This is a genomic window from Marseilla massiliensis (assembly GCF_023336985.1).
GTDB classification, from domain to species: domain Bacteria; phylum Bacteroidota; class Bacteroidia; order Bacteroidales; family Bacteroidaceae; genus Prevotella; species Prevotella intestinigallinarum.
This window is the reverse complement of record NZ_JAMBLP010000052.1, coordinates 1-2,596: the sequence shown is the minus strand read 5'-3', so window position 1 is coordinate 2,596 and position 2,596 is coordinate 1. Positions and strand designations below refer to the sequence as shown.

Annotated in this window: 3 protein-coding genes; all 3 read left to right on the top strand. The window is 48.7% G+C overall.

Going from position 1 to position 2,596, the window contains the following annotated elements:
* The first annotated feature begins 82 nt into the window (after positions 1-82).
* The 3 genes from tnpA (at position 83) to tnpC (ending at position 2,479) form a co-directional block, all read left to right on the top strand.
* Positions 83-406 (top strand): IS66 family insertion sequence element accessory protein TnpA, encoded by a 324-nt coding sequence (gene tnpA / locus M3089_RS15665; protein ID WP_087398289.1) that lies wholly within the window; start codon positions 83-85, stop codon positions 404-406.
* Positions 399-767 carry an IS66 family insertion sequence element accessory protein TnpB gene (tnpB, locus tag M3089_RS15660; protein ID WP_013616133.1) on the top strand — a complete coding sequence of 123 codons (369 nt, stop codon included), beginning with the start codon at positions 399-401 and terminating at the stop codon, positions 765-767. Before tnpA ends, tnpB begins: the two co-directional genes overlap by 8 nt.
* 86 nt (positions 768-853) lie before the next feature.
* Positions 854-2,479: an IS66 family transposase gene (tnpC, locus tag M3089_RS15655; protein ID WP_249085241.1), complete on the top strand. Its 1,626-nt coding sequence runs from the start codon at positions 854-856 to the stop codon at positions 2,477-2,479.
* Positions 2,480-2,596: the final 117 nt, after the last annotated feature.

The following is a 2,596-nucleotide window of genomic DNA, read 5'->3' as shown; positions in this document are numbered from 1 at the left end:
GTAAGCATTCTAAGAAATACACATTGCATGCCCTATGGTTTGATTGTAATTTTGCCCCGCATAACAATCAAACCGAATAGCAATGAACAGAACTGAATTTGAAGAATTAGAAATGCAGGTGCAACAAAGCGGCCTGTCATTGAAGTCGTACCTACGACAGATAGGAGTGAGTTATTCCACCTATCACTATTGGCAAAAGAAATACTCTGCCGAGAAAGACAGTATCAAACAAGAGCTGGCTCCGATCAATATCAAACGGCCAACAGCAGAATTGTCCTTGGACGAACAGGCTCCTTACGGCGTGTCCTTGTTGTTTCCCAATGGACTCCGTGCCCACTTTGGAAACGGCTCAGAGAAGCTGTTGATGGAAGTGTTGAACCAAAGTCTGCAGGAGGGCCATGTTTAACTTGAACGACACGATGCGCTACTTCCTGTGTCCCGGCAGGACGGACATGCGCAAGGGCATCAGTTCGCTGTGCGGGGTGGTGCATGAAAAGATGAAAAGTGAGGTGAAGAACGGCGATGTCTTCATCTTCATCGGCTCCAACCGCAGGCTTATGAAGCTGCTTCATGCGGAAGACGGCGGCATGGTGATGTACGTCAAACGGCTGGAGGCCGGACGCTTCAAACTGCCGGAATACGACCCGGAATCAGACAGTTATCCCATGGAATGGCGTGACCTGGTAATGATGGTCGAGGGCATTCAGGAAAGCCCGGGGCAGAGGCTCCGGCGGTTAAGGGCAGAGCGTAAGGAGTACCATGTATGACATGTTTTTTATTGAAAAAAGTGCTGATATTATTGTATAATCCATTAATAATTAGTATCTTTACATCAGTAAAAAAGAGACAGGCAATGGATGAAAAAGCTATATTACTCAAGACGATAGAAGGGCTGAATGCCACTGTCGCTTCGTTGTCTGCCACCAATAAAGAACAGTCAGAGCAGATTAAAGATCTGCAGGAACGTATCAAAGAGTTGACGGCTCAGGTCGCATGGCTGAACCGTCAGCTCTTTGGTCGTAAATCGGAGAAGCTTCGCGCATATGACCCTAATATCCCCGATCTTTTTGCAGACGAGTTTGCCGGACTCCAACATCAGGCGGAAGAAAAGCGCGACGAAGCCGTTGGGAAGATTGAAAAGGAATCGGCGGAAGTACGGAAGCAGAATCGTCAGAACCGAAAAATGATAGAGGACTTACCCGTACTGGAGACCGAGACAATAGAACCGACAGGTGTTGACCTGTCTTTATACCGTAGAATAGGCGAAGAGATAACAAAAGTCGTCAAACACAAGCCGGGGATGCTTTACGTCAAGGAAATCATCCGTCCCAAATATGCACTCAAGGACAGCACCATGCTTCCTCCGGCTGGACAGAAAGGGGTGGAGATTGCCCCCATGCCGCTGATGCCTGTTGACAAGTGCATCGCTGATACCAGCCTGCTTGCCGAGATACTGCTTCAGAAGTATGAATACCACGTCCCGTTCTACCGTCAGATACGGCAATACAGGCATCTCGGGCTGAAAGGCCTTACGGAAAGCACGCTGGACGGATGGTTCAAGAAGACGGTAGAACTGCTGAAGCCCCTGTATGAGTCGCTTAAGAAAGAGGTTTTCTCTTGCGACTATGTGCAGGCGGACGAGACCACCATCCCGGTCATCAACAGAGGAAAGCACAAGGCGGAAAAGGAATACCTCTGGATGGTCAGGTCTGTCATGGAAAAACTGGTCATCTTCCATTATGACATGGGATCCCGGGCCGGATCAGTCATCGAATCACTGGCAAGCCAATACCGCTTCAAAGGATACCTTCAATGCGACGGTTTTGCAGGCTATGAGACAGCCTTCAAGACCAACCCCGACGTGCGGCTGGTCAATTGCATGGCGCATATCCGCCGTGATTTTGAGCATGCCTTGGGTGAAAACAAAAAGGAAGCCGAATATGGACTGGCCCAGATACAGTACATGTACAGGATTGAGCACTGCTGCGATAAGGCGGGCTTGTCGTTCGACGGACGCAAAGCGAAACGCCGGGAACTGACACGCCCAATCATGGAGGCCATGAAGACGTGGATGGAAACGGAAGGCATCAAATACAGTCCCCAATCGCTAATCGGCAAAGCTGTCTCGTATGCCTATACTCGGTGGGACAACATGATGAGATGCCTGGAGGACGGACGCCTGCTTTTGGACAACAACCTGGCGGAAAATGCCATCCGGCCAATTACTTTGGGGCGCAAGAACTATCTCTTCTGCGGTAATCACGAGGCTGCCGTTAACATGTCTGTAATCTGTTCCCTGCTGGCCACCTGCAAGGCACACGATGTGAACCCAAGGGATTACCTGAAGGATATCATTTCCCAAATGCCGTATCATAAGAAGTCCGCTGATGAGGAACTGCTTAACCTTCTTCCGCACAAATGGAAACTGCAACATCCGGAGAGCCTGTTGACCAAACAAACTGTAGAATCCGCTAACTAACCACAACGTCAACATACAGGTTCAACAAAACTATAGCGACTGTCACTATGAATCCAATAGTAACAGTCGCTATCATTATATAGATATTTAATGACTGTAGTTTATCGAATGCTTACT